Annotated in this window: 22 protein-coding genes and 3 pseudogenes; 7 read left to right on the top strand and 18 right to left on the bottom strand. The window is 62.9% G+C overall.

Annotated features, from left to right (window positions below):
- Positions 1-16: 16 nt before the first annotated feature.
- The 7 genes from GGQ90_RS16485 to GGQ90_RS16455 form a co-directional block, all read right to left on the bottom strand.
- Positions 17-502, bottom strand: a complete 486-nt coding sequence (locus GGQ90_RS16485) for a MarR family winged helix-turn-helix transcriptional regulator (protein WP_283407084.1) — start codon at positions 500-502, stop codon at positions 17-19.
- Positions 499-924 (bottom strand): organic hydroperoxide resistance protein, encoded by a 426-nt coding sequence (locus GGQ90_RS16480; protein WP_188083129.1) that lies wholly within the window; start codon positions 922-924, stop codon positions 499-501. The genes GGQ90_RS16485 and GGQ90_RS16480 overlap by 4 nt, the downstream gene beginning before the upstream one ends.
- A 127-nt stretch (positions 925-1,051) precedes the next feature.
- Positions 1,052-2,485, bottom strand: a complete 1,434-nt coding sequence (locus GGQ90_RS16475) for an efflux transporter outer membrane subunit (RefSeq protein ID WP_188083128.1) — start codon at positions 2,483-2,485, stop codon at positions 1,052-1,054.
- Positions 2,485-4,011, bottom strand: a complete 1,527-nt coding sequence (locus tag GGQ90_RS16470; protein ID WP_188083127.1) for an MDR family MFS transporter — start codon at positions 4,009-4,011, stop codon at positions 2,485-2,487. Before GGQ90_RS16470 ends, GGQ90_RS16475 begins: the two co-directional genes overlap by 1 nt.
- Positions 4,008-5,234 carry an HlyD family secretion protein gene (locus GGQ90_RS16465; protein WP_188083126.1) on the bottom strand — a complete coding sequence of 409 codons (1,227 nt, stop codon included), beginning with the start codon at positions 5,232-5,234 and terminating at the stop codon, positions 4,008-4,010. The genes GGQ90_RS16470 and GGQ90_RS16465 overlap by 4 nt, the downstream gene beginning before the upstream one ends.
- Before the next feature lie 386 nt (positions 5,235-5,620).
- Positions 5,621-6,031 carry a PaaI family thioesterase gene (locus GGQ90_RS16460; protein ID WP_188083125.1) on the bottom strand — a complete coding sequence of 137 codons (411 nt, stop codon included), beginning with the start codon at positions 6,029-6,031 and terminating at the stop codon, positions 5,621-5,623.
- Positions 6,028-6,438, bottom strand: coding sequence for a PaaI family thioesterase (locus GGQ90_RS16455; RefSeq protein WP_025550801.1), 411 nt, complete (start codon positions 6,436-6,438; stop codon positions 6,028-6,030). The genes GGQ90_RS16460 and GGQ90_RS16455 overlap by 4 nt, the downstream gene beginning before the upstream one ends.
- A 117-nt stretch (positions 6,439-6,555) precedes the next feature.
- Here GGQ90_RS16455 and GGQ90_RS16450 point away from each other — a divergent pair, with 117 nt between their 5' ends.
- The 3 genes from GGQ90_RS16450 (at position 6,556) to GGQ90_RS16440 (ending at position 9,958) form a co-directional block, all read left to right on the top strand.
- Positions 6,556-7,515: an MlaD family protein gene (locus GGQ90_RS16450; RefSeq protein WP_025550799.1), complete on the top strand. Its 960-nt coding sequence runs from the start codon at positions 6,556-6,558 to the stop codon at positions 7,513-7,515.
- A 110-nt stretch (positions 7,516-7,625) separates the two neighbouring features.
- Positions 7,626-8,381, top strand: coding sequence for a TetR/AcrR family transcriptional regulator (locus tag GGQ90_RS16445; RefSeq protein WP_246428274.1), 756 nt, complete (start codon positions 7,626-7,628; stop codon positions 8,379-8,381).
- Positions 8,378-9,958, top strand: a complete 1,581-nt coding sequence (locus GGQ90_RS16440) for an ABC1 kinase family protein (protein ID WP_025550796.1) — start codon at positions 8,378-8,380, stop codon at positions 9,956-9,958. Before GGQ90_RS16445 ends, GGQ90_RS16440 begins: the two co-directional genes overlap by 4 nt.
- A gap of 100 nt (positions 9,959-10,058) precedes the next feature.
- Here GGQ90_RS16440 and GGQ90_RS16435 read toward each other — a convergent pair whose 3' ends face one another.
- The 6 genes from GGQ90_RS16435 to GGQ90_RS16410 form a co-directional block, all read right to left on the bottom strand.
- Entirely contained in the window at positions 10,059-10,634 is a 576-nt protein-coding gene (locus tag GGQ90_RS16435) for a DUF4142 domain-containing protein (protein ID WP_230588529.1), read from the bottom strand.
- 343 nt (positions 10,635-10,977) lie between these two features.
- A complete protein-coding gene (locus tag GGQ90_RS16430) occupies positions 10,978-12,015 on the bottom strand; it encodes an IS110 family RNA-guided transposase (RefSeq protein WP_037508608.1) in 1,038 nt (345 codons plus the stop codon).
- A 115-nt stretch (positions 12,016-12,130) separates the two neighbouring features.
- Positions 12,131-12,955, bottom strand: a complete 825-nt coding sequence (locus GGQ90_RS16425) for an IS5 family transposase (protein WP_080726996.1) — start codon at positions 12,953-12,955, stop codon at positions 12,131-12,133.
- A gap of 182 nt (positions 12,956-13,137) precedes the next feature.
- The gene (locus GGQ90_RS16420; protein ID WP_037508604.1) at positions 13,138-14,415 is read right to left on the bottom strand and encodes a Fic/DOC family protein; all 1,278 of its coding nucleotides are present in this window, start codon (positions 14,413-14,415) and stop codon (positions 13,138-13,140) included.
- A 2-nt stretch (positions 14,416-14,417) separates the two neighbouring features.
- A complete protein-coding gene (locus GGQ90_RS16415; protein ID WP_037508602.1) occupies positions 14,418-14,675 on the bottom strand; it encodes a hypothetical protein in 258 nt (85 codons plus the stop codon).
- Positions 14,676-14,801: 126 nt separating this feature from the next.
- A complete protein-coding gene (locus tag GGQ90_RS16410) occupies positions 14,802-15,188 on the bottom strand; it encodes a DUF3768 domain-containing protein (protein ID WP_037508600.1) in 387 nt (128 codons plus the stop codon).
- Positions 15,189-15,557: 369 nt separating this feature from the next.
- Here GGQ90_RS16410 and GGQ90_RS16405 point away from each other — a divergent pair.
- Positions 15,558-15,791, top strand: a pseudogene (locus GGQ90_RS16405) (ISAs1 family transposase); the annotation flags it as partial.
- Positions 15,792-15,833: 42 nt separating this feature from the next.
- On the opposite strand, the pseudogene GGQ90_RS16400 reads toward GGQ90_RS16405, so the two are convergent.
- Positions 15,834-17,055 (bottom strand): annotated as a pseudogene (locus tag GGQ90_RS16400) (IS256 family transposase).
- Between the two features lie 68 nt (positions 17,056-17,123).
- Between GGQ90_RS16400 and GGQ90_RS16395 the strand changes: the two are divergent.
- The 3 genes and pseudogenes from GGQ90_RS16395 to GGQ90_RS16385 form a co-directional block, all read left to right on the top strand.
- Positions 17,124-18,545, top strand: a pseudogene (locus tag GGQ90_RS16395) (transposase); the annotation flags it as partial.
- 130 nt (positions 18,546-18,675) lie between these two features.
- Complete coding sequence (locus tag GGQ90_RS16390) at positions 18,676-19,482, top strand: hypothetical protein (protein ID WP_052076588.1); 807 nt, start codon at positions 18,676-18,678, stop codon at positions 19,480-19,482.
- Complete coding sequence (locus GGQ90_RS16385) at positions 19,479-20,189, top strand: recombinase family protein (protein WP_240700498.1); 711 nt, start codon at positions 19,479-19,481, stop codon at positions 20,187-20,189. The genes GGQ90_RS16390 and GGQ90_RS16385 overlap by 4 nt, the downstream gene beginning before the upstream one ends.
- A gap of 38 nt (positions 20,190-20,227) precedes the next feature.
- Here GGQ90_RS16385 and GGQ90_RS16380 read toward each other — a convergent pair whose 3' ends face one another.
- Genes GGQ90_RS16380 through GGQ90_RS16365 form a run of 4 tightly spaced genes read right to left on the bottom strand, consistent with a single transcriptional unit; the run spans position 20,228 to position 23,456 of the window.
- Positions 20,228-20,659 carry a BphX family protein gene (locus GGQ90_RS16380; protein ID WP_025551201.1) on the bottom strand — a complete coding sequence of 144 codons (432 nt, stop codon included), beginning with the start codon at positions 20,657-20,659 and terminating at the stop codon, positions 20,228-20,230.
- A 26-nt stretch (positions 20,660-20,685) separates the two neighbouring features.
- Positions 20,686-20,973 carry a DUF1330 domain-containing protein gene (locus GGQ90_RS16375; protein ID WP_013834075.1) on the bottom strand — a complete coding sequence of 96 codons (288 nt, stop codon included), beginning with the start codon at positions 20,971-20,973 and terminating at the stop codon, positions 20,686-20,688.
- A gap of 54 nt (positions 20,974-21,027) precedes the next feature.
- Positions 21,028-22,350 carry an LLM class flavin-dependent oxidoreductase gene (locus GGQ90_RS16370; protein WP_170978351.1) on the bottom strand — a complete coding sequence of 441 codons (1,323 nt, stop codon included), beginning with the start codon at positions 22,348-22,350 and terminating at the stop codon, positions 21,028-21,030.
- Positions 22,351-22,388: 38 nt separating this feature from the next.
- Positions 22,389-23,456, bottom strand: a complete 1,068-nt coding sequence (locus GGQ90_RS16365; protein WP_037508594.1) for a tartrate dehydrogenase — start codon at positions 23,454-23,456, stop codon at positions 22,389-22,391.
- Positions 23,457-23,459: the final 3 nt, after the last annotated feature.

Genomic DNA, 23,459 nt, shown 5'->3' with positions numbered 1-23,459 from the left:
GAACGAGGAGTTTTTTTCAGGCGGTCTTTGAACCTCGGGAACGCGTGCTGTGCTGCGCCAGGATGGAAACCAGATCGCGCACGCTGTCGCGCAGCGCATCTACGCCTTCAGCGTTGTAGCCGTTCGCCATAGTCTCAGGAACGTGCAAGGCCTGGCTCCGAAGCGTCTTGCCCCGTTCGGTCAGCGTGACCACAACGCGCCGCTCATCGTTCGGGTCGCGGGCGCGGGAAAGCAAACCCGCACCCTCCATCCGCTTAAGCAGCGGCGTCAGCGTGCCGCTGTCGAGATAGAGTCGTGCACCCAGAGCCCCGATCGTCTGCGGCTGCTGTTCCCACAAAACCAGCATGTCGAGATATTGTGGATAGGTGAGGTTCAACTTCCCCAACACCGGGCCATAGAGGCGGCCCAACAGATTGGTCGCTGCATAGAGCGGGAAGCAGATCTGGCGGTCGAGCAGGAGCGGGTCTTCCTCCAGCCCCAAGGTCAGCCCCGCGTCGCTCACCGCGTGGTAACGTCGAGTTGAACGTCGACATTGCCTTTCACCGCGTTCGAATAGGGACAGACGGCATGAGCAGCCTGAACGATTTTCTCGGCTGCAGCCTGATCGACGCCCGTGATCGCAATGCCAAGCGTTACGGTGAGCCTGAAGCCACCCCGGTCGTCGGGGAGCAGCCCCACTTCGCCGGTAACCTCGACATCCTCGTCGCGAACCCTGTCGACCTGCGCACGGGTCACATGAATGACCGCATTCCCGAAGCAGGCGGCATAGCCGGCCGCGAAGAGCTGTTCGGGGTTGGTGGCACCGCCCTTGCCGCCAAGTTCCTTTGGCATCGCCAGTTGCAGATCGAGGATCCCGTCTTCGCTGCGAACGGTCCCGCTGCGACCTCCGATAGCCGTGACCTTGGTAGTATAGAGATGACCCATAGGTTCTCCTGCCAGACTTTCGATTCCTATACGCAGTCCTATCGCTGGCAATTAAATCGCACGCAAGACATTATCGTTGGCAGCGACGCTAGTCGCTCCTTCAGCAGACACTGACGGATGGCATGGACTAGCGGTCTTTGGACCCCTCCCAGCCGAGCCCGAGCGCTTTGTGGAGGCCCACAAACGCACGAACGAACTGTCCCTGCGCTTCCACTGCGGAGATGTCCGCCGTCAGCGCCGCGCGTTCTGCGTCTATGGACGACGTCAGCGGTGCAGCTCCGCGCTCGAACCGCTGGTCTGCGAAGCGAGAAGACTGCCGGGCGCCCTCAGCGCTCCGGTAGCTCGACAGGAGGGTCGCGCGCAGATTGCCGAAGCGCGACAGGCTCGTCTCGGCATCGGACAGGGCGGCAAGGACGGACTTGCGATACTGCGCCTCCGCCTCGTCCCGTCCGGCGCGGGACTGCTCCACCCGGGCGCGATTGCGGCCGAAGTCGAGAAAGCTCCAGTTGATCCGCGGCAACAACAAGCTCGACACGTTGTCGGTATCCACGACGTCGCCGATATTCGGGCCGCCAAGTCCGATGATTCCCATGATGCTGACCGAGGGGAACTGGCGCGCGACGTCGACGCCGATCTGCGCGGTGGCAGCGGCCAGTTGCCGTTCGGCGGCCCGGACGTCGGGCCGGCGCCGCAGCATCGCCTCAGGATCGCCGATCGCGACGCTCGCCGGGACGGAGGGGATGGCCCCGGAGGAGGAGAGGGTGGCATCATGGGCACCGGGCTCGTCGCCCGTGAGCAGCGCAAGCTGGTCGAGCGTCACCGCGATCTGGCCTTCGAGCGGTAACAGGCCGCCTTGCGTCCGGTTGAGTTCGGTGCGCAGGCGGACGACGTCGTCGCGCGACGACGCGCCGCGCCGCTCGCGCTGCTCGAGAAGTGCAAGCGACCGTGCGAGCAACTCGGAGGATTGGCGCGACAGCACCAGGCGCTGCTGAAGTTCCCGCAACGTCACGTAATTATCGGCGATCTCGGCGGAGAGGCGAACCTGCGCATCCGCCACGTTGGCATGGGCCGCGTCCGCCTGCGCGGAGGCGGCTTCCGCGGCGCGGCGGCGCCCGCCGAACAGGTCGATCTCCCAGGAGGCGTCGAGGCCCACGTTATAGAACTCGGCCTTGATCCGGTCGTCCTGCTCTCCCTGCGATGGGAGAGCGAGAGATCCGGCGGGGAGGTCCGCAATGATGGCGGTCCCAGTGGCTGATATCGAGGGCGACCGGTTGGCCCGTTGCTCACGCGCCGCGGCGCGGGCCTTGCGCACTCTCGCCTCTGCGATCGCGACATCGGGACTGGCAGCGAGCCCACGCTCGACGAGCGCGTTGAGGCGCGGGTCGGCCATCGCCTCCCACCACCGCGCCAGCGGACGATCGGCAACCGTCTGGGCAGGGTCGGCGCGGCGGAACGTCGCACCCGCTCTTTCGGCACTCGCGACGGGGCGTGGCCCCGCATAGTCGGGTCCGACCGTGCAGCCGGCAAGCAGGAGTGGTACAGGGATCAGGAAGCGGATCATCAATGCATGGCCATCTGGGTGCCGGAGGGGATGGGGCGAAGGAACAGCGCCAGCGGGGTCGTGACGGCGATCGCAATCGCAAGGACGACATAGAGGTCGTTATAGGCCATCACGGTCGCCTGCTGGAGCATCTGGCCTGCCAGTTGACGATACGCCCCGGCTTCGCCGGCCGCCCCCGCCATCGCGCGACCGAACCATTCCTGCGTCGCCGCCGCGTTCGCCGACGCTGATTCGGCGATCCGATTGAAATGCAGGAAGGTTTGACGATCCTGCAGGGTTGCCATCATCGCGAGACCGATGGACCCGCCCAGGTTGCGGCCCGCATTGAAGAGGGCGGACGCATCGCCCGCGTCCTCGGGCGCGACGGCGCTGATCGCGGCCTGATTGAGGAACATCATCGCGAAGATCTGGCCGAAACCCCTGACCAGTTGCGATCCGACGAGGTCGCCGCCAGCGGTGTCCGCCGTCATGCTCCAATCCATCGCGCAACTGATCCCGATGGCGACCATTCCGATGATGACGGCCACGCGGACATCGAGATATTTGAAGGCGAGCGGGAGAAACGGCATCATCAGCAGCGCGGGGATGCCGGACACAAACACGACCTGCCCCGACTGCAGCGCGCTGTAGCCGGCCATTACCGCCAGAAACTGAGGGATCAGGAAGGTCACCCCGTAGAGAACGACGCCGATCACGAGGCTCAGCACGAACACGCTGCCGAAGGTGCGGCTGAAGATCAATGACAATTTCAGGACTGGCTGAGGCGACCTCACCTGGCCGATGGCGATGAGTGTGAACCCAAAGACCGTGGCGATGGCGAGCTTGATAATCATCGCCGATTCAAACCACATCTCCCGCTGCCCCTCCTCCAGCATGACGGTGAGCGAGCCGAGCCCGATCGCCAGCCCAGCTATGCCCAGCCAATCGGCGTTCCGCAGTTGATTGAGGCGCAGGCGCTCGTGATCGAGGCCGACGAGCAGCAGCACAGCCAGGCCGGCGCACACGGGCACGTTCAGGAAGAACGCATAGTGCCAGCTGTAATTGTCGGTCAGCCATCCGCCGATGATCGGGCCGAGCACGGGTCCTAGGATGGCTGTCCCGCCGAAGGCCGCGGTCCCGATCGGCTGCTGTGAGGGTGGCAGCCGCGTGGCGATGATCGTCATGGCGGTCGGAATGAGCGCGCCGCCGGTGAATCCCTGACCGACGCGACCGGCGATCATCATGGGCAGCGTCGTCGAGAGGCCGCAGATCACCGAGAAGCCGGTGAACGAAACGGCGGCGGCGAGCAGGAAATTTCGGAGGCCCAGTAGCCGTACAAGGAAGGGGCTGAGCGGGATCATGACGATCTCGGCGACCAGGTATGACGTTGCCACCCAGGTCCCCTCGGTCCCGCTGGCGCCGATTTCCCCCTGAATTGTCGGCAGCGCCGCGTTGACGATCGAGATGTCGAGCAGCGCCATGAAGGACCCGATCGTGCCCGCGGCGACCGCAAGCCAGTCCCGCGCGCTTGCGCGTTCACGGGTCATCGTCGCTGGACCTGCGCCTCGTCGCGCCCAAGCCGCTCGCTCTCCTCCTCGATCCGCTTGCGGCTGCCCTTCGCACCGATGGTGTCGATCGTGACCTCCACCGATAGTCCGGGCCGCAGGACCTTGCGCGCTTCGGGTCCGGCCTCGATGCTGATCCTCACCGGCACACGCTGGACGATCTTGGTGAAGTTGCCGGTCGCGTTCTCGGGCGGCAGCACCGAGAATTGCGCACCGGTGCCGGGTGCGAAGCTGTCGATCCGGCCGCGCAGTTCGGCCCCGTCCAGCGCATCGACCTTGATGGTCGCCGGCTGGCCGACGCGCATGAGGGCGACCTGGGTCTCCTTGAAGTTCGCCTCGATATAGAGCTGGTTCGCCGGCACGATCGACATGAGCCGGGTCGCGGGCTGGACGAACTGCCCCACCCGCACCGCCTTGTCGGCAACCACGCCGTCAATGCTACTGCGAAGCTCGACAGCGCCAAGGTCGGTCGAGGCGCGGTCGAGTTGCGCTTGCGCGGTTTCCCGTTGAGCCAGAGCCTGGCCGATGCGGGCACTCTGCGTTTCCAGCCCGCGCCTTGCCGCCAGATAGGTGGCGCGTTGGGCGCGCAGGTTGGCGACCGCGCGATCGCGATCGACCACCAGGGCCGCCAGCCGCTCGCGCGACTCCGCCCCGGACTGCGCGAGCGGCTCGTACCGCCGGACCTCCGCGGCTGCGGCCTCGGCGGCGACTTCGGCTGCGGACACTTGCGCCGCCGACTGCGCGATGGCCGCGCGCTGCTCGTCGAGCGTGCTGCGTGCTGTCCGGATGCCGGCAACGGCCGAGGCGACCTGCGCCTGCGCCTGTGCGACGCTTGCACGATAGTCCCGCGGATCAAGCACTGCCAGAAGCTGCCCGCGTCTCACGGGCTGGTTGTCACGCACGAGAACCCGTTCGACATAACCGCCCAGTTTGGGAGAAACGGTCACGAAGTCGGCCCGCACATACGCATTGTTCGTCGATTGACGATACTGCCCGCGTTCCCGATAATTGACATACCACATGGCGGCCGCGACGATCCCGGCCACCAGCGCCGCGATCAGCGCGTAGCGGATAACGGGATATCGCGTCAGGAGACCCGGTTTATCTGGCGCATCCCCATCAGTGCCAGTCGGTCGGTCGCCGCGCTCTTCCCCTTCGTCGTCATGCCCGCTCGCATCTGTCTCGGGTTCGTTGCGATCTGCCACTCTTCAACCTTGTAATATGTAAACCGTATCGTATCATAGTAATTGATGCGGCTGTTTTCTACCTTCGATTTTGATCGGAAAAAAGCGATTGGCCGGCTGACGCACCCATCCAACATGACGCCTGCGGTCGCGGCTGCAAGCGTGTGGGCGTATTCCACCATAATCCCGGCTGGAAGCGCTTCAACTTGACAGCATTCGCTTTCCAGAACCTGAGCAGGGATCTCCGCCGTGGGTTCGGGATAGGGACTGGAGTGCCTACGGCCGAATGCTCGCAAGACATAAGCAGAGCCCCGCCGTCGTCGACGTTGGCGAAGCCGATCAGTTTTCGGTCGCCGCCGGGCTAACCTATACCCCCCGATATCGACGCGCGGCGAGACCAATCAGCGTCAGGCGAATTCACACAGAAATTCGCACTGTGCCGCACATACAATCGTGTCCGGGCTATCCTGCCATGCATCAACGTGGGCGACCGCGACGCGCCGCCCGATCCTGCGCAGATTTGGCTGCGCCGTGACCGGGGCGAGCCGCATCGGGGCAAGAAACTGCACATTGATGCTAATGAGTTGGGGCAGACAGTTTCGGTCGAGCCGGTGTGACAGGACAGCGCCGCATGCCAGTTCGAGAAACGCCGTGATGGCGCCGCCGTGAAGCGCCTGAGCCAACGGATTGCCGACGAGTTCCGCGGTCGGAGACAGCTTCCAGAGCGCGCCAGCCTCCTCGACCGAAATCATCTTGGCGAGCTTCGAGCTGAACCCCGACGAGGCAAGGATCGCTTGTATCTTCGCGTCGGCGCTCATGCCGCTGCCCGGTGTTTCACCGAAAAGACGGCTTGTGCCGTGGCGAATACATCTGAAGGGTCTTGGTCCCAGACCTCTACGCGCACGAAGGCGAATGCGTCGGTCATCCGGTAGCAATGTCCCCAGGCCGTCACATCGGACCCAGGCGTCGCCGGTCGAATATGGTCGATCTTCAGGTTCAGCGTCGAGATCGAGATCGGCATCTGCCGCGACATGATGGCGGCTCCGCACACATGGTCGATGAGGCTTGCCACCGCACCGGGCGCGATCCCGTCGGCATGGTCCGCCAAGGCGGCCCGACTGGGCAATCTCATCGAACACAACCCATCGTCCGCCGAGATCGTCACAAGATCCAGTTCGGCACTCCATGGAATGATTATGCCTGCGAAACCCGGAACGTCGGCCAAATCGCTCTCCTCACGGTGGCGCAATCTTTCCCAGCACCAATGAGGCGTCAACAGCAAATATGGAAATACACCGGACGGTTTACATCTGATGGCTGCTTGGCTAAGTTGCGTGGAGGTATGGAGACGCGCTCAAACCGCTTGTTGGTTTTCTTGGTCGTCGGCACGCTGCTTGCGACCCTCGCGGTTTTCGCCTTCTGGCTGATGACGGCCAAAAGTCCCGATGGCCAAGACTTCGTGATCCGGTTCAGCGACGACGTCCGGGGGCTGAAGGGCGGCGCTTCCGTGACATATGCCGGGGTTCGGGCGGGCGTTGTGACCGATGTCCGTCTCGACCTTCAAGATCCGTCAGTAGCCCTCGTCACGGTGCGGCTAGATCCAGACATCCCGATCTTGGATGGAGCTAAGGCCGAAATAGTGCGGTCGCTTCTCGGGGATGACGCCACGATCACGATCGACGGCAGTGTGAAGGGCGCCGCGGCGATCACTGCTTCCACCGATGGCGGCTTGCCCGTCATCCCCGCGAAGGAGGGAGGGCTCCTGGGTTCCGGCGGAGACCCGATGGCACTCATCGAAAAGATCAGCCGTTCCGTCGACAATGTTTCCAGCAATCTGGATGCCCGGGGACAGCAGCATACGCGCGAGCGACTGGCAGCGCTCAGCGCCGCCTCCTCGGCGTGGCCGGACAGGGCGACGCGGTTATCTGAAACGCTAACCGGGTCGCGCGGACGGATCCTCAGCACTGGCGCTTCAATCGCTCGCGCTGGCGAGCGAGCGGGCCGCATCCGTGCCAAGCTGGAAGCGCGTCGCGATGCCAGCCTTGGAATCGATGACAAGCTGAGCAGCGCTCAGCGCGCGGCGGAAGAGTTTCGTGGCGATGTGGAGGCGCTGCGCCCGGCCGTTCGCGCCCTCGAAGGCCGAAGCCGTGAGGTCACAGAGTCCGTTCGCTCGGCGCGATCCACGACACAGCGCCTCGGCGACCAGGTCGAGCGCGTTGATCGCGAAGGACTCCAGCTGTTCGGGGCGCCAAAGTTGCCCGATTACAATTCAGCAAAACAGTCGCCACCACCATCGCGCTAGCGCCAGCGTTTCGTGGTACGAGTGACGTTCATCCTCGGGACCGCCCCCGATTGTATTCAGGGACCTCCCCATATTGAACAAGGCGGTGGCCGTGAGCGCGTGAGCAGGACATGGTGGCGCATCTTGGCAACCGGTCGCCGATTTCAGCTTCAGCGACTATCAGGCATCGCGGAGGCGAGATTGAAATGAAGGTGCGATCGGGGAGCGGCAAGCGGGGCGGTCGGACTGGCAGGCCAACGGCAGAGGCAGCGATCCGCCTCACCTCCCATATTCTGCAAAGCGCTCGTGAAATGTTCTTCGAACATGGCTTTGACGGCGCGAGCGCTGATATGATCGCCGAGGGTGCAAAGGTCTCGAAGCGGACCCTTTACGCCAGGTTCGGCAGCAAAGCGCGTGTGTTCGAAGCTGTGATCCTCGACGAGATTGACACGCAACTTCGGGCGCTGGAGCCGGCCGTCGATGCGGATCTTGCTGTCGTGGACAGGCTGCAGTCGATAGCCGATGTGCTTCTCGAGTGGCTGCTTACGCCACGTATCGCTTCAATGGAACGTGTCGTGATCGCGCAGGCCGTGCGCTTTCCTGCGCTTGCCGCCAACATTCACGAGTTCGGCTTTCAGCGCGCCGCTCAGTGGGTGGCGAGCATTCTCGGGGCTGCTGCCGCCAAGGGTGAACTCGATCTACCGGATCCCGTTTTCGCCGCTGAACAGTTCGTGACCCTCGTGGTCGTAGCACCGATGCGCCGCGCGGCACTCGGCCTCGCCCCCCCGGCCTATGATGAAAACGCCCGCGCCCGAGTCAGACGGGGCATCGAGCTTTTTATTATTGGCTGTCTACCTCCCGCACTCGGAACCGAGAATATGCAATGACCGAGGTCGCAGATGATATTCCGTTGAGTGAGCGGGAAAGATTTGGAGAGCTCGCGCGAATCTTCGCACGTCACGGACTCGGCGGCCTCGCCTCACGCGTTGGGTTGGCGAGCGGTCCGCTGACATGGTCCGTCGAGCCGGACGCATCAACTCGGGTAGTCGCGCTTCTTCGCGACCTAGGCCCGGTCGCAATAAAGCTGGGCCAGCTTCTCGCCACACGTGGCGATCTTCTGGGGCCGGAGTGGGTGAATGCGCTATCGACATTACAGGATCAAGTTCCTGCGGTACCATTCCACGAGATCGAACCCGAACTCGTCTCGTCTCTCGGTGCGCCCGTTGCTGATGTTTTCGCGCGCTTCGATCGGATACCAATCGCCGCGGCGTCGATTGCCCAGGTGCACGGTGCAGCCCTTTCCGATGGAACCGAAGTTGTCGTCAAGGTGCGCCGCCCGGGAATAGCGACCCGCGTCGACGCCGACCTGAGATTGCTACGACGACTTGCGCGCCTGGCCGAACGGCGCTCGCCGGAACTGCGGCGGCTCAAGATTGACGAACTGCTTCGCTTCTTCGCCGAGAGCCTGTCTCAAGAAATGGATCTGAGCGCCGAAGCGGCAGCATGTGAGGGGATTGGGTCATTTCTCGACACGCTAGGCGTGAGGACACCGAAATTCTTTTGGGACTATGTCGGCCGCCGCGTCAACGTCCAGGAGCGGCTTGAAGGAGTCTCGGTGCGCGGCGTCCTTATAGCAGCAGACGAGGTAACAGACGCGGCCGCAATTGCAGGCGCCTACGCGGACGCCATATTGCGCATGATCATCTTTTACGGCCGGTTTCACGCAGATCCCCATCCGGGGAACGTATTCGTGCTTCCAAGCCGAAAGATCGCTTTCATCGACTTCGGTGCCACCGGAACGCTGACTCCAAACCGTCGCTCGGAGCTGGTTACCTTGGTCCTCGCTATCGCGGGAGAAAATCCGCGCGCGGTCGCGGATGTGCTGATAAACTGGTCAGGCGACCGGACCGTTGAGGTGGATGGGTTGCAAAGGGATCTTGAGTCTTTGATCGGTCAATTTCGTGGCGCTGTCTTGAAACAGGTTGATCTGTCCGAGATATTCTCGCGCGTGTTCACGTTACTGCGCCAATACCGTCTGGCATTGCCGCCCGACCTTGCTTTGCTCCTGCGCACATTACTGACCGCCGAGGGATTGGTACGGACTCTAGACCCAGAGTTCGATATCGCGGCTAGGGCGATGCCGATCGCCCGCGAGCTTGCGCGCGAGCGAATTAGTCCTGCCGAACTGAGAAAAGGTGGGCGCCGCCTGGCAACAGGGATCGGCCGCTTGGCCGCAGCCTCTCCCGACCTGATTGGACTGGTGGAGAAAGTAGCAAAGTCAGGTACAATCCCGGTTCACGTGTCATTACCATCACCGAACAAGGAGAGGCCGTCGCCCCAAAGAGATATACTCGCTGCCGGTCTGATCGTAGGCGGAGCGGTTCTCTTTAGTCAACAAATATACATATCGCTAGCTTCATGGGGAATTGCTGTGGTCATATTGGCACTTACTAGAAATCGATAGATTTTACTGGTTGTATCCTCATCGAATTATGCCATCATAAAAAGGTGTTCAAAACGCTGGGCCAGGCCGCCGGGAGCTATGCGGCCCGGCCCAGCTAGGTTCACCTTCCCGCAAGCCCGGAGGGTGTGAGTGACTTGCCGGTGGTGAGTTCGTTTTCCAGCACGGGAACAGCCGTGCCGGCGATCTGCTGCAGCGCTGGGTCGGTGCCGTCTTGGGCGTATCCCTTGTGGATTGCCCACGCCGCTTGTTGCACCTTCGCCGACTGGGTGAGATAAAGGTTATCGAAAGCGCTCTTCGGTGCCTTTTGCAGCAACTTGACAAGAGCAGCGCGGTCGGCCGACAACGCTGACGATGGTGCCTTGATCGTGCGCTGATCGTTTTTGAGCGCTGCCATCAGTGCTTTCTGGCTGCTTTGTGCCTCGGCTAGGACGCGCTTGGCGTAGGATTTGACGTCGTCCCGCTGCGCGCGCGTTGCGGCAAGCTGGGCAGCCTTTATCTGATAGACGTTCGCGTCCGACGCGGCGAGAACGTAGTTTGGGCCGCTTTGGCTGGCAATCGGCTCTACCCCGACATCCGCGCTGGTCATCGTTCCTGACGTGGATGGGGCAACTGCTTGGGCGAAAGCCGGAACCGACACCAAAGAAAGCAGCGCGGCGGAGATCACGATCTTCATCATTTTCCTTTCTGGTGGCTTATCTTGATAATTTGAATTCAAGTCCGCAAACGAAAAGGAAACCGGTTGGTTCCTTTTGTGGATCGGCTCAGAGTCTTCTCTGATTGGGGCCTAGTGGGTCAAGCTGCTTTCTCGACTTTATGATCATTCCCATGGATCACTCGCTTCTCTCCGCGGTCGGCGCAAGGCCGCCGCATAATGGGGTCATGGAGAGCGAGACGTCTCAATCTGTTTCGCGACCTTCAGCTAAGCTGAGGTTCCGGACTCTAAGCGAGATCGTCTTGCCCTTCGTCCCCATGGGAACGACACGGCCCGCCTTGTCAGGCGGGATTCGGTTCAGGCCTCCTCATGCTGCCAGTCCGGTGAGCGGTTTGCGCCAGCGGAACTCGCTGTGGTCGGTCCACATACGGTGCATGATGACGGCAAGCTTGCGGGCGACCGCGACGCGGGCTTTCGCCATACCGCGCCGCTTTGCGACGTTCATGCCCCACGCCTTGAGGGCCGACCATTTCTTGCAGCGGGTCAACAGCGTGTGTGCCGCCTCGTAGAGCAGGGTTCGGGCCAGCTCGTCGCCGCATCGGCTGATGCGTCCTTGCACATCGGTTTCGCCTGACTGATAGCGCCTCGGAGTTAGGCCGAGATGGGCGCCAACGTCGCGTGACCGCCGGAAGCGCTCGGGTTGATCCACGGTTGCACGGAACGCCAGTGCCGTCAGCGGCCCAACGCCGGGTACCGTCATCAGTTGTCGGCAGATTGGTTCGACGCGAACCGATTCCAACGCGCGCCGTGTCAGCCGCTCGAGTTCGCGGTACATGGTCGCGATGATCGCCAGCAGTGGCTCGGTTATATCGGTCAACGTCGGATCCGCATCAGCCAACTCGCGTACCCTGGCCGAGAACAGCTTGCGCCCCGGTGATCCCAACTTGAGCCCGCTTTCCCGCAAGACTGCCCGCACTGCGTTCTCCATATCGCGCAACTTGCAGAGCACCGTCCGGCGAGCCACCAGCAATGAACGCGCCATTCTCGATGGAACGCTCTTGACGTGAACCTGGCGATACCACCCGGTACGGATGATTTGTGCCAGGCCCCGGGCATCATTGCGGTCGGTTTTGTTCGGCATCGCTCCCATCGCGGCTTTCGCCTGGCGGGTTTCGATGCACAATGCCGGAAAACCAGCCCGCGTCAGTCCCTGGTGCAGCCAGGCCGACTGCGAACAGGCCTCGAGGCCTATCCGCTCCATCGGCAAATCTACCAGGTTGAACGCCGAAATCAGGCTTTCCGGATCGCTGGCCGCGCGTAGTTCGCGGACGATCGTGCCCGTACCATCGACAATACAGATCGCTGTCTCTTCCAAAGACACATCCAGCCCGGCATAATAGCTCATGGTTGCTTCTCCTCATGGTTGTGGCCGATCACACGGACCACGTTCTACCATTTGCGAGGAGCAGCCACTCCACCGACTCGTCGTGGAGCCCCAATCACCCCATCTGTTTGGAAAATCAGGGGTGAGCGTTTCGGCGTAGGAGATTGCCGCCCATGGCGACGAGGATCATGGCCTTCGAGACGTCAATGCGCTTCTCGTAATCGCGGACCAATCGGCGCCATCGGATCATCCAGCCAAAGGTCCGCTCAACGACCCAACGCCGGGGCAGAACCTTGAAGCCCTGCTGCTGATCGCTGCGTCGAATGACCTCGACGACGAAATCCAGATAGCTTGCTTTGTCCATGAGTTTGAGGCGGTCATAGGCGCCATCGGCGAAGAGATGTTTGATCCAGGGCCAGCGTTTGCGGATGCCATCGAGGATGGTCTGGGCGCCCGCGCTGTCCGAAATGTCCGCAGTGGTCAGGTTGACCATCAGCAGCCGTCCATCGGTATCGACGGCGATATGTCGCTTGCGCCCGACAACCCTCTTGCCTGCGTCGAACCCACGCTTTTCTGCCGATGGCGCCTTGATCGACTGGCTGTCGATCACTGCTGCGCTCGGACTGGCCTCCCGCCCTTGGCGCTCGCGATCTAGCATCAGTTCGATGTCGTGGATTGTCTGGAACAGGAACCTGCGAGCCAGTTCCCGGAACCAGCCATAAACCGTCTGCCATGCCCCGAAATGGATCGGCAGCATCCGCCAGCCACAGCCCGATCGAACAAGGTAGCGCACGGCGTTGATTACCTCGCGAAAATCCACCTCGCGTGGACGGCCCCGCCGCCCCGGTCTGGGCATCAGCGGCGCCAGGCGATCCCATTCCTCATCGGTCAGATCACTGGGATAGCGCTTCGTCTTCTTGGCAATCTGGGCCATGCGCCCTCGGCTCTGATGGGTCCACATCCAGAGCCTGAATCAGACGCAGAGCCTCACGACAACCCCCGTCAACGATTTTCCAAACAGCCTCTTAGCGATATGACGCGGTTTAGGCCATACAGGCAGAACCTTCGGGCCATCGGATGGCTTCCGTTATCGGCCGCAGCAGGCAATCATGCGTCAACCACTCACCCGTCCTTACAACGCCGTCAGCGGCTCCGGTCCTTATCGCGCGGCGCCGGGGTCGCGGGCCCGATTTCGCCGTCTAGCGATCCGCCCGCTTTGATCCGATCCGCGACGAGCTGGCGCGTCGCCCCCCCAATCGCTCCGACCATGCGCGCGCTCTCGCCCCGATCGCGCGCGGTTTTCCTCGCCGCGTCGACGATCGCCTGGGCGGGCGCGAGGCGAGGATCGGCTTGGTTCTTCTCCGCCGTGTTCTTCAGGAACAGCTCGGCAAGGCGCTCCTGCCCTGGCGAGTGGCCGGGAGGAAGGATCGGCTGCTCCAGCGACCGGACGGCGCGCTGGATCTGCGCCGGCTGCTGGTTGTTGATCTGGACGCCGAGCGCCGCACCGATCTCGCGCACCCGCTCCAACGGTGTCTGCTGGGGCGAAATGACTGCATCGACCTGACGGACGCCGAGATAGGTGAGAAGGTGCGATTGGTAGATCGGCCCCTTGGCGTGACGGACATAGGCGAGTTCGGTGCGCGCGTTAGCGATGGCGGGGGAGGGGGCACCCTCCTTGATCAGCCCGCGTAGCCGGTCGGCAGCCTGTTGGCGGGCGGCCGGCAGATAGCGTTCCAGCTCCTCGCGCGCCTTGGTCAGCGTCACCCGGTAGCGTTGCCCCTCGGGCGGGGCACGCTTGGGGAGCATGGCGATCCCTGCGGGGCCGATGCGCGCCTCGGGCGCGAGGTCGCGCTTGATCGCCGCTGCGGAGAGAACCGCGGCCATGCCGCGATGATCGCCGGTCAGAAAGCCGTGGCGGGACGCTTCCATCCAACGGTCCTTGTCGATCGCGGCGATGCGGATCGGGTGGCCGGCTTCGCGGGCGAGCTGGGCGGCATGGTGGCGCATGGTGCGCCCGTTCCCTTCGCGGAAGGGATGAATAGCGTTGATCTCGTTGATATGGTTGCCGAGCCGATCGAAAAACTCGTCGCGAGGAATCCCCCGGAAGCCGCCCTGCGCTCCTACCTCCGCGAACCGCTTGTCCAGTTCGCGCGCGAGATAGGGGACGGCGGCAAAGCTCGATCCGCCTTTGGCGATGCTGACGGTGCGGTCCTGGCCCGCCCAATCGTAGAGGTCTTGGAACAGGTGCTTATGGAGCGCCCGATAGCCATCGGCGGTGGCTGGAAAGGTCAGGCGCGCGGCCTCCGCGCCCCGTGCCTGGGTCAGTCTCCGTTCGGCCTCTGTAAGCGTCTTGTCGTCGGTGATTCCGAGCCGATTCCGAAGCGTCTCGGTGCCGGGATACGTGTAGGGATCGCTCGCCAAGGTCAGGCGGCGATCTGGCGTGTTCCGGGCTGATAGAGACTGAGGATAATCGACGGCATGACGGCAGGCGGAACGCCCTCGTCGAGCATCATCGCGAACATCGCGTCTTCGTCGATGGTCGGCGTCATGTCCTCCATGGCGAGATTGGCACGCGCTTCCGCTACGTCCTCCCGCCAAAGGGCGATCTGCTCGGGGGTGCCGCGCTGGAAATCCATCTGGCGGATGCGCTCGCGCAACGTCTCAAGATCGATCTGGGCCATCGCGTCATCCTTTCTGCTCTTAACCCTACGCCTTCCAAGGCGACTCCTCAACAAATCATGTGTGAGCGAGGCGGATGCGCGCCGTGATCCGCGCTTGGTTGAGCGCGGATCGCCGGATCGGGGCCGTTAATACTCGCTCGCCAGCATGACCGTCAGAACGCGCGTGGTCTGCTGCGCATCCCACGGTGCTTCGCTACCATAGGTCAGCGTGTTGTCGTAGTAATCCACCTTCCAGAAAACCGTCTCGGAAATGGCCGTGCCATCGCTCGGCCGCTCTTGCGACCATTCACCGCTCGCTAGGCGATAGACCGCGCCGAAATCATGCTCACCATAGGGGTCGTTGTCGCCGTCAAACTTGGTAAAACCGACGATCGCCGATACGGCCTTGAAGCAATCCGCATCGGGGAGGGCAAGAAAGCCCTGCGTGACGTTGGCGCACGACGTGACGCCGGGGCTCTGACGCGCTGCGTCATTCAGGCGGCGGATGGTGTCGAGTTGTTCGGGGCTATACATCGCTGATCCTCCTTCTGGCAGGCCGCAAGGCCGCTCGGCCTCACGGCCCTGCCTGTCCGGCGAGGACGGGATGGGGAGGGGGAGCGAGAATCTACCGCTGGCGCGGGCGATCCGCTCTAGCGCGGCCGGCGCGACGCGACGGGCGCCGCGCTTGGCGGATTACACGGGCGGTCGATTGTCGTTCGGGAACGAAAGGGCGGCGCCCTTGGTGTTCCCCTGGCGCCGATCGCGCGCAGCGCGAGCGGTGAACGATACGCGGTGCGGATCTCCGCACGGCATTGTCGCGCGCAAGCGCGTCCCGTCAGGAGGGCGCGTTGCGTGCGTCGCGAGCGGCGATCACCAGCTCGACGATGCGCGGCTGATGGTCTGCTGGCACCGGAGCCGTTCGAGGCGGCCTTTACCCGGTTTTCTGCGGCTTTTGCCGGAGTGTTGAAGGGCGTGGTGGCGATTGACGGCAAGGCTTTGCGCGGCGTTTATGAGCGCGGTCGCAAGGCTGTGCCCCTCCATCTGGTCAACATATGGGCGGCCGAAGCCCGATTGGTGATTGGTCAGCGCCTGGCGCCCGGCCGCAACGAGGTGCTCGGTGCGCAGCAGGCCCTTGCACGGGACTGTCAGGAATTTCGTGTGCGGCGAGGCGGTTGACCATCAGGCCGTCATGGCCCTGATGAAACGTTCGCCGAAGAGCACGGCAAATTGCGCCTTCGCCATGTTCCACTCACGCGGCGGCATTTTCCACTCTTTTTCCGATCGGTTCAAGATCAGATAGAGGAGCTTGGTGGCGGCCTCATCATTGGGGAAATGCCCCCGGGCACGAACAGCGCGGCGGAGCTTGGAATTGAGGGCCTCTATCGAATTTGTCGTATAGACGATCCGTCTGACCTCGTCGGGAAAGGCGAAAAATGGGATGACCTCGGGCCATGCCCGGCGCCAGCTCTGGCCGATGGCGGGATAACGCTGTCCCCAGAAGCTGGCTTCGAACGCTGTCAGGGCTTCTTCGGCGGTCGCAGCATCAACGGCCCGATAGATGGCCTTCAAGGCCGTTCCGAGCGCCTTGCGATCTTTCCACGCCACGAAATCCATCGAGTTGCGCAGCAGATGGACAATACAGGTTTGGACCATCGCTTCGGGGAAGACGGCGGTGATGGCGTCTGGGAAGCCCTTCAGGCCATCGACGACGGCCAGTGATATCCTCGACGCCGCGGTTGCGCAGTTCGTTCATGACGCGCAGCCAGAATTTGGCCCCTTCATTCTGTTCCAGCCACAAACCAAGGACCACCTTGGTGCCGTCGGCCATGACGCCCAGGGCAATATGGATCGCCTTGTTGCGGACCATGCCTTCGTCGCGGATCTTGACCCGGATTGCATCGAAGAAAACCAGCGGATAGGCTGAGTCCAGCGGGCGTTGTTGCCAGGCCGTGACCTCCTCCAGCACAGCGTCCGTGATCGTGCTGATCAGGTCGGGTGAGGCCTCGATGCCGTACAGTTCGCGCAGATGCCCGGTGATCTCACGGGTACTCATGCCGCGCGCGTACATCGAGATGATCTTGTCATCAAAACCGGGGAAACGGCGCTGATATTTTGCGATCAGCTGCGGATCGAAACTGCCCGCCCGATCACGCGGCACCTCGATCTCGATCCGTCCCCCGTCGGTCGTCACCGTCTTGCGGCCATAGCCGTTCCGGCTGTAGGTCCCTTGCTCCTCCTGGCCAAGATGGTGATCCATCTCCGCATTGAGCGCCCGTTCGGCAAATGCCTTCTTCAATGTATCGAGCAGGCCGCCCTGGCTGAGCGCTGCTGCTGCGTCAGTGCCGGCCAGCAGTTGATCGAGAATGTCGTTGGGTATCGAGGGTTCTTTCCGTCGTGACATATTGGGTCTCCTTGTTGCCCATTATGCCTCGCCGCACACGAAATTCCTGACAGTCCCACGCAGGGGCGTTTGTCGCCGGACTTCGTGCACAGATGACCGAAGCGCTCGGCGCGCTGAACCGGAAGATGCCGCGCAATGCCAAGGTGCGACTTCGACAGCAGGGCAAGAACCGGATTTCGATCACACCGTTCGAGCCGCTGCCGGCAGCGCTCAATCTGGAGGCTATCAAGACAGAACTCGAACGGCGCTGGCCGATGACGGACCTGATCGACGTGCTGATGGAGACCGCCCGGCAAACCGGATTCCTCGATGAGTTCACGGCGTCGGGCGACCGGGTCGTTATCGATGCCGATACACTCCGCCGGCGTCTTGTCCTGTGCCTCTACGGTCTCGGCACCAATGCCGGCCTGAAGCGGGTCAGCACAGGAACGGAGGCCGCGAGCTATGCCGAACTATTGCACGTCCGGCGTCGCTTCATCCACAAGGAGGCGCTGCGCAGCGCAACCGCGTTGGTAACCAACGCGATCCTCGCGACGCGCGACCAGCGCATCTGGGGTGAGGCGGGGACCGCATGCGCGTCGGATTCCACGAAGGTCGGTGCGTGGGATCAGAATCTGATGGCGGAATGGCATGTCCGCTACCGCGGCCGTGGCGTCATGATCTACTGGCACATGGAGCGCCAGGCGACCTGCATCTACTCGCAGCTCAAACGCTGTTCTTCCTCCGAGGTCAGCGCGATGATCGAAGGCGTGCTGCGCCATTGCACCGACCAGGAGATCCAGCGTCATTATGTCGACAGTCATGGCCAGAGCGAGGTGGGGTTCGCCTTTTGCCACCTGCTCGGGTTCGAGCTGGCGCCGCGCCTGAAGGCGATCGCCCGCCAGAAGCTTTATGTGCCGGAAACCGCGATGCGCGAAACGCTCGGCAATCTCACGCCGATCCTGGCGCGTGAGATCAACTGGCCACTGATCGAGCGGCAGTATGACGAGATGATCAAATATACCGCGGCGCTCAAACACCGCACCGCCGACCCCGAGGCGATTCTGCGCCGCTTTGCCAGCGCGGCTGTCCAGCACCCGACCTATGCGGCGCTTGCCGAACTCGGCAAGGTCATCAAGACGATCTTCCTGTGCGGCTATATCGGTTCGGAGGATCTGCGCCGCGACATCCATGCCGGGCTCAACGTCGTCGAAAACTGGAACGGCGCGCACAGCTTCATCTTCTTCGGCAAGGGCGGTGAGATTGCCGCCAATCGCCTGGAGGATCAGGAACTGGCGGTGCTGGCGCTCCATCTGTTACAGAACTGCCTGGTCTACGTGAACACGCGGATGCTGCAGCGGGTTCTGACCGAGCCCGCCTGGATGAAGCGGATGACCGCCGAAGACCATCGCGGTCTGACGCCGGCCATCCACGCCCATATCAATCCTTATGGCCGTTTCGAGGCCAATCTGGATCGGCGCATCGACTTCGATCTGCCGCTGACAGCATAATTCGCAAAGGCCTCTGCGATGAAAAAAAGCATCTCCACCTCCCCGGCGTCCAAAGACCAGGAAGACACGGAACAGGCCCATATCGACCCCGGCCAAGCGAGCTTCCGAAGTGTTCCCCGACCGCCGTGCCATGGAAGGTTTCATGGCCGGGCTGTTCGGCCGCGTGGAGGCCGATACGAACGGCGCCGTCGATGATGCGCAGGAAATGATGTACGATGCGTGGGAAGCGAGCGGTGCCGCGCGTGTCGCTCTCGCCAGGGCCGCACTCGACATCTCTCCGCTATGCGCGGACGCCTATGTCCTGCTTGCGGAGGAAGACGCGCGATCCCAACCGGACGCACTAGCCCTTTACCGTCAAGGCGTGGAGGCAGGCGAGCGCGCGCTCGGCAATGAATTCGAAGAACTGTCTGGCCACTTCTGGGGGTTCCTGCAGACCAGACCCTATATGCGGGCGCGAGCAGGACTGGCGATGACATTATGGCGCACGGGCGAGCAGCAGGCGGCGATCGACCATTATCGCGCGATGCTGATCCTCAATCCCAATGACAATCAGGGCATCCGCTACCTGCTGGCAAGCGCCTTGCTCCAGCGCGACGATCTCGCTGGGCTGAAGGTGCTACTGCGCCAGTATGAAGGAGATGGAAGTGCCGCCTGGGCCTACACGCTGGCGCTGATAGCCTATCGCGAACAGGACCCGCGCGGTCCGGCGATTGTCCGGGAAGCCTGGGAGAGCAACTCGCATGTGCCTGCCATGTTGGCCGGCCTCAAACGCCTCGTTCCTTCTCGCGACGGCTACATCAGTATGGGCGGAGAGGATGAGGCGACCGCTTATGTCGAGGAAAACGGCGCCGCCTGGCGTGCCATCCCGGGCGCCATCGACTGGCTGGCCGAAAGAAGCACGGGGCTGAAGCCGCGACATCGCGGATGCCAGTCATGAGGAACGAACGCGCGCAAACGGTCGTTTGCGCAGCATCCAGACCGGTCCAGCAAAAACAACGCGCTATTCGTCGCACAAAGCTGTTGCCAAACGACATGCAAAAGCAACAGATAAATGCAGCATCACCCAAGCTGCTCGGCTATGCTCGCGTGTCCAAGGCCGAAGACCAGGATACCGCCCCGCAGATCGAAGCACTCGAAGCCGCGGGCTGCACCCGGTTCTACGAAGAACATGCCTCGGGCGGCCGCTGGGATCGACCGGAACTCCACCGACTGCTCGACCGTCTCGAGCCCGGTGATGTTCTCGCAGCCTGGAAACTTGACCGGCTGTCGCGGTCGCTGAAAGATCTGCTGCTTATCCTCGACCGCGTCGAAAAGGCCGGCGCCGGATTCCGCTCGCTGACCGAAAATATCGACAGCACAACGGCATCCGGTCGCATGATGATGCAAATGCTGGGCTCGTTCGCCGAGTTCGAGCGCGCCATGGTGCGCGAACGAACGCAGGCTGGCCTGCGCTCGGCGCGTGCCCAGGGGCGCAGTGGCGGCCGACAACCCAAGCTCTCGCCCCACCAACAGACCGAGGTCATCACCATGCTCACCGCTGGCAGATCGACAGCCGATATCGCCCGCCTCTTCCGCGTCCATCGCGCCACCATCAGTCGCATCGTCAACAACTTCGCCGTCAAAGACGCCGCGCGAACTCCATAACGTTCCGCGTCCGTTCTTCGCCTTGGCCGTTTTTCAATCTATGAGGTCACTGCGCCTTGTTGCGCCTTTTCCCGGTGCGCCGCAGTCCAGGTGTACCAGGCTCCGAGTACGATCACAGCATGAGCCGCCAGCGTTGTGAAGACGACCCATTCCGCCTCGCCGCTGCACAACAGGCTGTAGATGTCCCATGCCGCGCCGACCGCTTCGGTTAGCACGATCACCGGGACCAGCGCGATGTATTTCCACGGCTGCCGCGCGCCCCACAGGGCGACGATACCGATCGCGGCCAGCTGTATCCCGACGATCAGCCAGGCATCGAGCAGCAGATCGAACACCGGCTGGCCCTGGCCCAGATCGATTCCCGGATAGATCAGGGACAGGGCCCCTGCATAGACCGGCGGCCAGAGCAGGACCAGATTGCACAGGTACCAGATTCCGCTGGCGATGAAGAAGATGCGCAGGCTTTGCATGGTTCGATCTCCAAAGGCTGCGCCGGTCAGTCGGCGACCGCGAAAATGTCGGACGTTGCGCCGGCGATCCGTGCAACCTTGAACGGCGCATAGTCGGGGCAGGCCATGAACGCTTGGACATCCGCCATCGCAGGGAAGCGGATGATCACCGTATAGTGCGGCGCCGCGCCTTCGCCTTCGAAGCGTTCGAACTGGTTGGAGCGGCAGATCAGTTCGCCGCCGAACCGCGCAACCATCGGCGGAACATTGGCTTGGTAGTCCGCAACCCAGCCATCGTCGTGCGAGGTGACGGAAGCGATGAAATAGGCGGCCATGGTTGTTCCCTCCGTGTCGTTAGCGGTCTGGTCTGCGGCTTTCGGTTCGCCGCGTCAAAAGAATCGATTGCCGGGGCGCGGCAACCCGAAATGATCGCGCAGGGTCGTGCCTTGGTAGTCCTTGCGGAAAATGCCCCGGCGCTGCAATTCGGGCACGACCCGATCGACGAAATCGTCGAGCCCCTCCGGCAGATAGGGGAACATCACGACGAACCCGTCCGAACCGCGCTCCTCCAGCCATTGCTCCATCTCGTCGGCGATCGAAGCCGGAGTGCCGACGAAGGCGAGCCCGGCATAGCTGCCGGCTTTCGCGGCGAGCTGGCGGATGGTGAGGTTGTACTGTCGGGCTTGCGTGACCAGCATTTCACGAGAGGTCTTGCTGGCGTTGGTATCGGGTATTTCGGGGAGGGGGCCATCGGGGTCGAACCCCGAAACATCATGATCGAGCATGCCGCACAGCGAGTGAATCCCGCTTTCATAGTGAACCAGGCTGTCCAGGTGAGCGCGCTTGGCCTTGGCCTGCTCGACCGTGTCACCGACAACGACGAGCGCGGCGGGCAGGATCTTGAGATGATCGGGATTGCGTCCGATCGGGATCATCCGCCCTTTCACATCAGAATAAAAGCTCTTGGCGGCGGCAAGATTCGATCCAGCGGCAAAGACGACTTCGGCGGTTTCGGCGGCAAGCTGGCGTCCAGGGTCCGAGGCCCCCGCCTGGAAGATGACCGGCCAGCCCTGCGGGGGGCGGGCGATGTTGAGCGGCCCGAGGACCGAGAAATGCAGCCCTCTGTGATCGAGGACGTGCATCCGCGCGGGATTGAAATAGATGCCGCTTTCCGCATCGCAGACGAAGGCGTCTTCCGCGAAGCTGTCCCACAGGCCAGTCACGACGTCGTAGAATTCGCGGGCGCGCCCGTAGCGGCCGGAATGATCGGGCTGCACCTCGAACCCGAAATTCTTGGCGCTCTCGGGGTTGGACGTGGTGACGACGTTCCAGCCGGCCCGCCCGCCGCTGAGGTGATCGAGCGAGGCAAAGCGGCGCGCGACGTGAAAGGGTTCGTCGAAGGTGGTGGAGGCAGTGGCGACCAGCCCGATCCGTTCGGTGGCGCCAGCCAGCGCCGACAGCAGGGTGAAGGGTTCGAACGAGGTGACGGTGTGGCTGCGCCGCAGCGCCTCGACCGGCATGTTCAGGACCCCGAGATGATCAGCCATGAAAAAGGCGTCGAACTTGCCTGCTTCCAGCTTGCGCGCGAATTGCCGGATCGCGGCGAAGTTGAAATTCGCATCCGGGATTGCCCCGGGGTAGCGCCAGGCGCCGGTATGGATGCTGACCGGCCGCATGAACGCGCCGAGGTGAAGCTGACGTTGCAGGCTCATGCGTTTCGTTCCTTCAGGCTCGCGAAGACTGCCGGGGATCACCTTCCCTGCAGCTTTTCCAATATTTGGCGGGTCAGGACCGCTGTACTGCCGTTGCCGCCCAGATCGGGGGTCAGGACTGCTTGCGGATCGCGCAGGACCGCTTCGATCGCGGCCAGCACCATCGCTGCGGCTTCCGCTTCTCCCAGATGGTCGAGCATCATCGCCCCCGACCAGATCTGTCCGATCGGATTGGCAATGCCCTGGCCGGCAATGTCCGGAGCCGATCCGTGCACCGGTTCGAACATCGACGGATAGCGCCGCGACGGATTGAGATTGGCCGACGGCGCGACCGCTATCGTCCCGGTTACGCCGGGACCGAGATCGGACAGGATGTCGCCGAACAGATTGGATCCGACCACCACGTCGAACCGTTCGGGTGACATCACGAAGCGGGCGGCCAGAATGTCGATATGGTACTGGTCGGTGGCGATCCCGGGATATTCCGCGCCGATCGCCGCGAAACGCTCGTCCCAGAACGGCATCGAATGGTAGAGCCCGTTCGACTTGGTGGCCGAGGTGACATGCGGCCGGCCAAGCTTGCGCGCGAAATCGAAGGCGTAACGCAGGATCCGGTCGGTGCCGCGGCGGGTGAATACTGCCTGCTGGATGACGATTTCATCCTCGCCGGTGCCGGTGCGGCCGCCGATCTGGGAATATTCGCCTTCCGAATTTTCCCGCACCACCCAGAAGTCGATATCGCCGGTGCTCTTTTCGCGCAGCGGCGAGCGAATGCCGGGCAGCAACCGCACCGGCCGGAGATTGACATATTGATCGAATTCGCGCCGGATCGGCAGCAGCAGGCCCCACAGCGAGACGTGATCGGGCACCCCCGGGTAACCGACCGCGCCAAGGAAGATTGCGTCATGATCGGCAAGCCGGGTGAGCCCGTCATCGGGCATCATTTTCCCGGTGGCGAGATAGGTTTCGCAGCTCCAGTCGAAGTCGCGAAACTCGAGCGCAAAGCCACATCGCTGCGCTACCGCCGACAAGACCTGCACCCCGGCGGGCAGAACCTCGCGGCCGGTGCCGTCGCCGGGAATATTGGCTATGGTATAGCGGTTCAAAAG

This window comes from Sphingobium scionense, assembly GCF_014197035.1.
In the GTDB taxonomy this organism is placed as follows: Bacteria; Pseudomonadota; Alphaproteobacteria; order Sphingomonadales; family Sphingomonadaceae; genus Sphingobium; species Sphingobium scionense.
This window is presented reverse-complemented; position numbering and strand designations above follow the sequence as displayed.

Bases quoted from the DNA above. Each gene is read 5' to 3' on its own strand.
- GGQ90_RS16480 (WP_188083129.1), bottom strand. From the start codon at position 924: ATGGGTCATCTCTATACTACCAAGGTCACGGCTATCGGAGGTCGCAGC.
- GGQ90_RS16475 (WP_188083128.1), bottom strand. From the start codon at position 2,485: ATGATCCGCTTCCTGATCCCTGTACCACTCCTGCTTGCCGGCTGCACG.
- GGQ90_RS16470 (WP_188083127.1), bottom strand. From the start codon at position 4,011: ATGACCCGTGAACGCGCAAGCGCGCGGGACTGGCTTGCGGTCGCCGCG.
- GGQ90_RS16460 (WP_188083125.1), bottom strand. From the start codon at position 6,031: ATGAGCGCCGACGCGAAGATACAAGCGATCCTTGCCTCGTCGGGGTTC.
- GGQ90_RS16450 (WP_025550799.1), top strand. From the start codon at position 6,556: ATGGAGACGCGCTCAAACCGCTTGTTGGTTTTCTTGGTCGTCGGCACG.
- GGQ90_RS16445 (WP_246428274.1), top strand. From the start codon at position 7,626: ATGGTGGCGCATCTTGGCAACCGGTCGCCGATTTCAGCTTCAGCGACT.
- GGQ90_RS16440 (WP_025550796.1), top strand. From the start codon at position 8,378: ATGACCGAGGTCGCAGATGATATTCCGTTGAGTGAGCGGGAAAGATTT.
- GGQ90_RS16435 (WP_230588529.1), bottom strand. From the start codon at position 10,634: ATGATGAAGATCGTGATCTCCGCCGCGCTGCTTTCTTTGGTGTCGGTT.
- GGQ90_RS16430 (WP_037508608.1), bottom strand. From the start codon at position 12,015: ATGAGCTATTATGCCGGGCTGGATGTGTCTTTGGAAGAGACAGCGATC.
- GGQ90_RS16425 (WP_080726996.1), bottom strand. From the start codon at position 12,955: ATGTGGACCCATCAGAGCCGAGGGCGCATGGCCCAGATTGCCAAGAAG.
- GGQ90_RS16415 (WP_037508602.1), bottom strand. From the start codon at position 14,675: ATGGCCCAGATCGATCTTGAGACGTTGCGCGAGCGCATCCGCCAGATG.
- GGQ90_RS16410 (WP_037508600.1), bottom strand. From the start codon at position 15,188: ATGTATAGCCCCGAACAACTCGACACCATCCGCCGCCTGAATGACGCA.
- GGQ90_RS16390 (WP_052076588.1), top strand. From the start codon at position 18,676: ATGGAAGGTTTCATGGCCGGGCTGTTCGGCCGCGTGGAGGCCGATACG.
- GGQ90_RS16385 (WP_240700498.1), top strand. From the start codon at position 19,479: ATGAGGAACGAACGCGCGCAAACGGTCGTTTGCGCAGCATCCAGACCG.
- GGQ90_RS16380 (WP_025551201.1), bottom strand. From the start codon at position 20,659: ATGCAAAGCCTGCGCATCTTCTTCATCGCCAGCGGAATCTGGTACCTG.
- GGQ90_RS16375 (WP_013834075.1), bottom strand. From the start codon at position 20,973: ATGGCCGCCTATTTCATCGCTTCCGTCACCTCGCACGACGATGGCTGG.
- GGQ90_RS16370 (WP_170978351.1), bottom strand. From the start codon at position 22,350: ATGAGCCTGCAACGTCAGCTTCACCTCGGCGCGTTCATGCGGCCGGTC.